Origin of the sequence: Bartonella elizabethae F9251 = ATCC 49927, assembly GCF_000518165.1 — a bacterium.
GTDB classification, from domain to species: domain Bacteria; phylum Pseudomonadota; class Alphaproteobacteria; order Rhizobiales; family Rhizobiaceae; genus Bartonella; species Bartonella elizabethae.
In genome coordinates this window covers 21,615-30,000 of sequence record NZ_JADB01000015.1, presented here as the reverse complement: position 1 = coordinate 30,000, position 8,386 = coordinate 21,615, and the positions used below count along the sequence as shown (strand labels likewise).

The 8,386-nt window shown below is 38.7% G+C and carries 7 protein-coding genes (1 of these 7 running past the window's edge); 4 read left to right on the top strand and 3 right to left on the bottom strand.

Features of this window, described 5'->3' with window-relative positions:
- Positions 1-1,378: the 3' portion of a M23 family metallopeptidase gene (locus tag T429_RS0107485; RefSeq protein ID WP_005775303.1), read on the top strand. It extends 602 nt beyond the left edge of the window; the window shows 1,378 of its 1,980 coding nt (coding positions 603-1,980); its start codon lies beyond the left edge, outside the window; it ends in the stop codon at positions 1,376-1,378.
- 467 nt (positions 1,379-1,845) lie between these two features.
- Complete coding sequence (locus T429_RS10640; RefSeq protein ID WP_005775302.1) at positions 1,846-1,983, top strand: hypothetical protein; 138 nt, start codon at positions 1,846-1,848, stop codon at positions 1,981-1,983.
- Between the two features lie 1,761 nt (positions 1,984-3,744).
- Here the strand turns inward: T429_RS10640 and T429_RS0107460 are convergent.
- The 3 genes from T429_RS0107460 to T429_RS0107450 all read right to left on the bottom strand — a co-directional run bounded on the left by T429_RS0107460 (position 3,745) and on the right by T429_RS0107450 (position 6,168).
- A complete protein-coding gene (locus T429_RS0107460) occupies positions 3,745-5,178 on the bottom strand; it encodes a sensor histidine kinase (protein WP_005774783.1) in 1,434 nt (477 codons plus the stop codon).
- A 224-nt stretch (positions 5,179-5,402) separates the two neighbouring features.
- On the bottom strand, positions 5,403-5,957 hold the full coding sequence (locus T429_RS0107455; RefSeq protein ID WP_005774782.1) for an RNA polymerase sigma factor: 555 nt from the start codon (positions 5,955-5,957) through the stop codon (positions 5,403-5,405).
- A gap of 7 nt (positions 5,958-5,964) precedes the next feature.
- On the bottom strand, positions 5,965-6,168 hold the full coding sequence (locus tag T429_RS0107450) for a NepR family anti-sigma factor (protein ID WP_005774781.1): 204 nt from the start codon (positions 6,166-6,168) through the stop codon (positions 5,965-5,967).
- 167 nt (positions 6,169-6,335) lie between these two features.
- Between T429_RS0107450 and T429_RS0107445 the strand changes: the two genes are divergently transcribed.
- Entirely contained in the window at positions 6,336-7,130 is a 795-nt protein-coding gene (locus tag T429_RS0107445; protein ID WP_005774780.1) for a response regulator, read from the top strand.
- Positions 7,131-7,152: 22 nt separating this feature from the next.
- Positions 7,153-8,166, top strand: a complete 1,014-nt coding sequence (locus tag T429_RS0107440; protein ID WP_005775301.1) for a sensor histidine kinase — start codon at positions 7,153-7,155, stop codon at positions 8,164-8,166.
- Positions 8,167-8,386: the final 220 nt, after the last annotated feature.

The following is an 8,386-nucleotide window of genomic DNA, read 5'->3' as shown; positions in this document are numbered from 1 at the left end:
GCAACAAGAGGTACAAAAAGCTGGATTTACTTTAGAAAAAAGTAGTGAACTCCTTTCGGTTCTTACACTCATCGATCCTTTAAAATTAGAAGATGCCTCTTCTGATTCCCAAGGAACAGAATCGCCTGAAGTCCGAATCGTTCAAGAAAATGTAACCGTTTCTCCTCAAAATCAGCGAATCGATTTGGCAAAAAATTATGTTGAAGATATTATTCCTATTCGTAAAAAACAAAAAATCGCTGATGCTTTCAAAAAAACCAGTTACACAAAGAATCAAATTGAACAAGTTGTCAGCACTCTCGAAAAATTTAGCCTTTCCGATACGCTTAAAGAGGGAAGTTTATTACGCATTGGTATCGTGACACAAGCTGGAGAAGAAGACCATCTCGTACGCGCAAGTATTTATCACGGGATGTATCATGTTCTCACCATTGCCCTCAATGATAAAGGTCAATTCATTGAAAGCACAGAGCCTAAGATGTCTAAAGCACTGAAAACGGCTTTTCAAAATGGTATTCCCCATTCTTATATCAATAGCGCACAATTACCAACGGCTTATGATGCACTCTATAGTGCCTTGCTTAGCCACAATATATCACAATCGCTTTCTTATCGTCTTATTCGTCTGCTTGCCACCAATATTGATATGAAAAGCCGAATAACCCCCAATGATCAAATCGAAATATTTTATGCCGTTCCCCAAAGCGATAAAGAAACCCAAAACGGCAAAAAGAAAGTAAAAGAACCCTCTCAAAGCACTGATCCGGAAATTCGTTATATTAGTGCAACTTTTGGCAATATAACTTATAAATATTACCGTTATCAATTAAAAGACGGAAGCGTTGATTATTATGATTCTGAAGGGAAGAGTTCAAAGCCTTTCTTACTGCGCAAACCCACACCCAATGGCGTTTTTGGTTCCCCCTTTGGTCCGCGCAAACATCCTATTTTAGGCTATGTGCGCATGCATACAGGGGTTGATTGGGTGGCCCCTAAAGGATCTCCCATTATTGCTGTAGGAGATGGTATTGTTACAAAAGTAGGCGTCACAGGCGGCTATGGAAACCATACGGAAATTCAACATGCGAATGGATATGTCAGCAGTTATTCACACCAAAGCCGTTATGCACCAGATATAAAACCAGGCGTGAAAGTACGACAAGGACAGGTCATCGGCTATGTTGGAACAACAGGGATGGCAACCGGTCCCCATTGTCATTTTGAAATCATCGTCAATGACGTCAAAGTTGATCCCATGCGTATCCGTATACCTGATAGCAAAGCCTTAACCAATCAAGACCTGCAAACATTCTTACAAGAAAAAAACAATATTGATTCCTTAATCAACAGCCCGATAAGACCCTCTGAAGAAACTTAAAGCATGAAAAGCACCGTGCAAGTGTCTTTCTCACAAAAGCTTAACAGCATTTTCAAAGTCTTTCAAAAAAAACCTAAGAGTTTAAAAGACCTCAAAGGGATTTCCGCGCTTAAGAATAGTTTAAAGAAAACGGATACACAAAAAAAATAGAGCAATGTTTAAAATAGGCATAAGCTCTATTGCCTTATCAAGACGTAAAGGTGAAATTATAAAGAAAAATAGTGACTCTTCCCTTATATATTCTATCAAGAATCTGAAAAGCGCATTCTTCTCTATATCGAAAAAGATCATGAGGAATAACAAAGTTTAAATTTTTCTACAAACAACAAATAAATAATATAAAATTTGCCTTCTTAAATTTTTAATTGAAATTTTCATAAATGTAAAATATGTAAAACACATATTGTATAAAATTATTTTATATTTTATAATACAACGATAATAAATAATTAAAAAGGATTAAGTTTATGAAAGCTGCAATAATAAACATAATTATTATTATAGCTTTGGTTCCTTTCTTTTTTATCTCTGAAAAAGCGATAGCGACACCTTATCACACGCAAAATGGTGTAACAGTCTCAAAAATGCAATCAGAAAAATTGTAAAATTATTCAGCAAATAAGAAAAGCATCAATGGAGCTAAAAATCTAATAATTTCTGTTATTTCAGTTAAGATTGAAGAAAAGGAAAATGCACAACGAGAAAGGAAGCTTTAACCATAAAGAAATTGGATAAAGCAAAAAATAAAAAGCTCAAATCAAGAATTTTTCTTATCGACTTGCAAAAGTGAATGAGAAAAAGAACGAACATTGAGAGGGACGGTGTTCTTTCCAATGTTCAACAACGTGAGAAATTAAAACTTCTTTCAAACAACAATGATAACTCTTCTAAAACATAACAACCTCAAGACAGTAACCTTTCACAAGCGATAGAGCATTCTCAAAAACAGCCTCAAGCAAACAAAGGCTATACGACTATCATTATGGCTGATCTAAAACCATGACGCTTGGATTATGCTGATCTTCACTCGATAAAAAACAGAGATAAGTGATCAGAAAAATAAAAAAGTTGCCCAGGCATTAAAATCACACAAAGCAGAGTTTTTCATTGTGAATAGCGACTTAACCAAATACAGTCGAAAAGAAACATATGATGACTATGCCGATATCTATAAAAACCTTGATGCTCCTGTTTATGAAAGACTCGGCAATTATGATTATTGCGGATAATGTCGGTAGGTGTATAATTCCTAAAGCATGCAATTTTTCTGCGATGCCTATGCGATAAGCGTTGTTGAAAGGATGATAAAAGAAATGAAAAAGTATAAAAAAGCCCCTTTCAAATTGCTCTCAAAACCTCACCGCAAAGTCGCTTTTTAAGGGTACTTACCTGAGAGAAGGAAGTCTAAGCTACTCATAGGATTATGGAGATATTCACGATGTACAGCTTCAAAATTACCCAACTTATACGGCTAATTTATCTAACAGTAGCACTCAAGTAAGAATAACAAGCACTCTTAAGTGGCTATAAAAAGATTTAGAAGCTGCTGATGCAAGAGGGAAAGTTACAATTCTCAATTTTCACGATGCGCGTCCCTATTTTGGAGATAAAGATTCGCATTTTCTCCATCCTAAAAATGCTCGAAAACTCGCTGAATTTAAATCAATTATTACAAATCACAATGTCAAAGCAATTTTTGTAGGACACGAACATCTGCAATTCTACTGTCATGCAGAAAACGATACAGTCTTTGGAAATATCCCAATCTATATAGTAGGAGCACTCTTTACAGGAGACTACCGTCTCGTCAATGTGCAAGGAAAAAATATTAGCGTTCAAGCATATAATAGAAAAACAGGAAAACCAGTTTTGGCCGAAGATTTTTTAGGGGCCAATGGAATTAAAGTATTTTCCTTGAAAGGTTGTAGTAATTTATAAAAATACTTTCTTCTCTCATCATAAAGCCGGTTTTGAAAGATTTTTTTAAAAAAAATGGTGAATTATTTTAACGATTGATGCTGAATTTTGATAAAGGAATGATAATTTTTATCTCCTCTCCTAAAGCAGAAGTTTGAAAAGCAAGTTTTTTTACAAAATTGCATATAAAGGCGGTTTTACCACCATACCGGACAACGTCCTATCTTTTGTACTAAAGTTTGGCTTTTTATCTCCACCCCATCACCTTTTACGATGAGCATTCAATTGTCTATTGGGCTGTCTATTGGGCTCAAGATCAAAGGAGATCTCAATACGGCCAGCCCTTTGATCAGGAAAGATGTATTTTAAGGAATTGTTCAGCAGTTCACCCAAAGATAAGGTGTGTAGCATCTTTTGAAAACAAGCAAACAGAAAAAAATTGATTCCTTTTAAAAATCAGTCAGAGATTTTTTTTTGCACTCTTCGTGGCTCAGTTTTGGCAAAGGAATAACAATCTTTGTTCCTCCTAAAGAAGACGTTTCAAAAAGTGGTTTTTCACCAAATTGCATACAAAGCTGTTCCACCACCACACGTCCAAGACCTGTCTTTTGCTCTAAAGTTTGATTTTTCATCCCCACGCCATCATCTTCAACAATGAGCATCAATTGTCCATTGTCCTCAGGACCAAAGGAGATATAAATATGCCCCTCCCGTTGATCAGGAAAAGCATGTTTTAAGGAATTGGTTAATAATTCACCGAGGATAATTCCAAGGGTTGTAGCATCTCTTGAGGACAATCGACAATCTTTAAAGTTGGTGTGAATGGTAATGTTTTCACGCAATTCAAAAGGAACCGCCAATTCGACATCATGAACAACAGCACTGAGAAAATCGGCCAAGAGAGTCGTTTCCATATCATCACTCAAGCGCAAACGACGATGGGCAGTGGAAATTGTCTGAATACGATCCCGTGCAGCGCCTAAAACAGAGCGGACTTCTTCATTTTTACTCCGACTTAATTGAAGCCCCAGCAAAGAAGACACCGTCCCCAGAGAATTACCAATACGATGACTTGCATCCTGCAACAATATTTCAACCCGTTGGCGTTCTTTCTCAGCGTGATTACGCGCTTTTTCTAATTCTTGGGTTCTTTCTTTCACACGGGCTTCAAGAGCAGCATTTTCGCTATGAAGCAGCAATTGATACAATTTTAAAGAACGCACATCACGATGAAAACGATTAATCACAAAATAGGCAGAAATAAAAGTACTCACAACAGAAACGATCGCTGCCAATGTTAAAGCAGCCCGCATCAATGCGATACCCTCACGCTGTTTTTGTCGCACCACATCATCACCGTTAATAAAACTTGTCATCAATTGCGCTAAACGAGCCACGGGAATCCTCGAAACATCCAACGAGACAGAAGGTTGAGAAGATTGATCAGGAACTGTGTCAAGCGCCTGCATATGGGCATTCATAAATGCTTTTCGTGCTTCAACCTCTCCTTTAAAAGCCTTAAACCATTCATCCCATTGTGGATGCGCATAAACAATAAGTTCGATATAATCAAGAATATCTCCCAATTCCCGCTCTGCATTTTCAAAGCGTATTTTATCTTCTGGCTTTCGGGTTTTTGCATAACTGCGATCAGCAACAGCCATATCAATCAGGCTGATCAACACCAAATCAGCCTGTTCGCGCAATTCTGAACTTGTATTTAACTGGGCAACTTCTCGATCAACGGCATTGGAAAGCAACATAATAAAAACCGATGCTAAAAGAGCCATCACAAGGGAAACAACAATTGCTGCCCATCGCCAGCGTGATATCGTTGCATCAGAAGAAGGCATTTGAGGCAGCAAATTTGTTTTTGTTGTCATAGAATTTCCATTGGCGAACTTGAAAGTCGTCATTTTTCGGTACAAAGGAAGGCAACCTTATGGAACAAACACCAAAAGCCTATGAGAGTGTTTCATACAGGCTTTTCTTGTGTTCCAAAGGATACACGTCAAACATTCTGAGTTTCCTCAGATACTGACTTTACTGTAATAGCTATAACGAGAATAAAAAAAACAAGGCTATCCATCATAATTATTATGCTTTTTTAGCCGTTAAATGAACACAATGTACTCCCAGCAGAATAAGAATCAGGCCCATAATCGGACTCACCATCGACATGAAGAAGCTCCTGTAATCGATGCCGCGCCCTGCTTACACGACTTTTAATGGTTCCAACAGCACAGCCACAAATAGCTGCAGCATCCTCATAAGAAAACCCCGATGCCCCAATGAGAATAATGGCTTCTCTTTGATCGGCTGAAAGCAGATTTAAGGCTTTTTTAAAATCCTGCAAATCAAGCGTTCCATATTGAGAAGGATGAACCGCAACATTTTGGGTAAATACACCGTCGGTATCTTGGACTTCTCTTCCCTTTTTGCGCATTTGACTATAAAATTCATTGCGCAAAATCGTAAAAAGCCACGCTTTGAGATTAGTTCCCATCTCAAAAGAGTTTTGTTTAGCCCATGCTTTCATCACCGTATCTTGGACCAAATCTTCGGCTTTATCATGCTTACCACTTAAAGAAACCGCAAAAGCACGCAGAGCCGGCAACACCAAAAGGAGTTCTTGTTTAAAGTTTTTAGCGCATTTTGACATAAAGGGTTCAAACCTTTTCCACATTGTTTAAAGCAAATTGCTCTGCGCGCTCCAACTTTTCTAAAAGCTCGAGCAAACGCCGTGGTAGCGCTTCTTCTTGAATTTCCATGTAAAATTGGCGTAATTTCCGTGCTATCTCACTGTTAGCTCCGAGAAGATCATCTCCAACTTTAAAGGGTGTGGTGAGATTTTTTTCATCACGGTCGTTCATTTTTCATCCCCCTAATCCATATAATATAAGTAGCACCGCGAAGAATTTTTTCGCCTTATGGTTGTAAATATGGCTGTGGGTAAAAAGTTCCATACGAATCGGAACTTTTTTATCTGTTGAGAATTTCAACCAACAAAATGCTTGAAAGGTCAAAGGAGTTATAAACTATGTCATTATCCACGCGCATTGCCCCGCATCTTCCCTATCTTCGGCGTTTTGCCCGTTCTGTTACTGGGAGCCAATCCTCTGGCGATGCTTATGTATCTGCGATGTTGGAAGCGCTCATTGCCGACATTTCTATTTTTCCTAGAAAATCCAGTGACCGGATTGGGACCTATTGGCTTTTTTGCCATCTTTTTGACCAAACCACCCCGAATATCCCTGAACCTCTGCCACAATTTGGAATTGAACAAAAAACCAGTGCCAAATTATCCTATCTGACACCCCGTGCCCGCCAAGCATTTTTGCTCATTGCCGTTGAAGGATTTAATGAACAAGAAGCCAGCGAAATCATGGATCTAGATACGAAAGAGTTTCGTAAGCTTCTTACCCAAGCCTCGATTGATATTTCTCAACAAATTGCCACACAAGTGATGATTATTGAAGATGAACCTCTTATTGCACTCGATATTGAGCAAATGGTAGAAAGCTTAGGTCATCATGTTGTAGGCATAGCACGCACGCGTGATGAAGCTGTGATCATGTATCATAAGAAAAAGCCACGGTTGATTCTAGCGGATATTCAGTTAGCCGATAACAGTTCAGGCATTGATGCGGTCAATGAGATTTTGAAAAATGATCGTATCCCGGTGATTTTCATCACGGCTTTTCCGGAAAGGTTATTGACCGGCGAGCGTCCAGAACCGACTTTTTTAGTGACCAAACCTTTTAATCCAGATATGGTGAAAGCGCTTATTTCGCAGGCTTTATTTTTTCAAGAGAATGCTTCTAAAGCAGCTTAGAGCAAAGTAAACCTTTTCCATTATGATCGTTACGCCTCTTTCAAAGCCTCCTATGGATAGATCTCATATCAGCGCACTCATGCAAGCGATTCGAGGTGCTGATATTTGTGTTCTCTATCAGGCAACAAATCTAGTTTATTTATGGGCTGAAAACTTGCCACACCATTTGCACCATAAATGGCGGGTTGGGTGTCGTGACAGCGACTTTTTTTCGCTTGACCTTGCAGACAATATGGAAACCATTAAATTGCAGGTTTTAGCCAGTGGCAAAATGCAAACCGTTGAAGCACGTTTTGAAGATACGAGTAAACAAGAGATTTGGTACAAATTTTCTATTGATTGCCACCGCAATGACAACGGAGACATCATTGGTATTATTACCACCGGCGTTAATATTTCCGGCTTACGCCGCCGTGAACAAGTACTTAAAATTCTTCTGCGAGAAGTAAGCCACCGTTCTAAAAATCTTTTAGCGATCATTCAAAGTATTGCCAGCCAAACGGCCCGCTATACTGAATCTCTTCAGGTTTTCTTACGCAAATTTCAAGGTCGTCTTCATTCTCTTTCTCATTCTCAAGATCTGATCACCGATTCCGATTGGCGTGGCGCCCAATTTCGTGAATTGGTCCAAACGCAAGCGTTTGGCTATTTAATGAAAGAAACAGAACGTTTTTCACTTGAGGGTGTTGATCCTTATCTTTTTCCCAATGCCGCTTTGCATATTGGTTTGGCTTTTCATGAATTAATTGTCAATTCTCTTTCTTTTGGAGCCCTTTCCCAAGAAAAGGGCCATGTCTATGTACGCTGTGAAATCGAGACACAACTGAATGGCAAAACGCATCTACTTATTACTTGGAATGAACACTTTGAATCCGGCGCCCTTCCGGCAAATGATAAAAAAGCTTGTTTTGGCAGTGCTGTTCTCGAAAAAATTGTTCCCATTTCTGTCAATGGTGCAGCTTCCTTCAAATGGACAAAAGAAGGGATTGTTTATTGCCTTTCTGTTCCTGATACTTATTTTGATCTTTTTTCTTAAAAGAGCCTTTTAAACTGTAAATTCCTCTCTTCAGGAAAATTTCTAACCTGTTCAGCCCTATTTCTGTTCAGCATAAAGATATTTTCCCCCTCGCAAAAAACTGTAACAATGAAAATGCTCCAGTCAAAGCCCTTCCCGCTGTCCATCATCCTCCCTCCCTCCCATCACTACCTCTCTTCTCTAAAACAGAAACCAAAACGGTGAAGAATAAGCCGTTTCA

Bases quoted from the DNA above. Each gene is read 5' to 3' on its own strand.
- T429_RS0107460 (WP_005774783.1), bottom strand. From the start codon at position 5,178: ATGACAACAAAAACAAATTTGCTGCCTCAAATGCCTTCTTCTGATGCA.
- T429_RS0107440 (WP_005775301.1), top strand. From the start codon at position 7,153: ATGATCGTTACGCCTCTTTCAAAGCCTCCTATGGATAGATCTCATATC.
- T429_RS0107445 (WP_005774780.1), top strand. From the start codon at position 6,336: ATGTCATTATCCACGCGCATTGCCCCGCATCTTCCCTATCTTCGGCGT.
- T429_RS10640 (WP_005775302.1), top strand. From the start codon at position 1,846: ATGAAAGCTGCAATAATAAACATAATTATTATTATAGCTTTGGTTCCT.
- T429_RS0107450 (WP_005774781.1), bottom strand. From the start codon at position 6,168: ATGAACGACCGTGATGAAAAAAATCTCACCACACCCTTTAAAGTTGGA.
- T429_RS0107455 (WP_005774782.1), bottom strand. From the start codon at position 5,957: ATGTCAAAATGCGCTAAAAACTTTAAACAAGAACTCCTTTTGGTGTTG.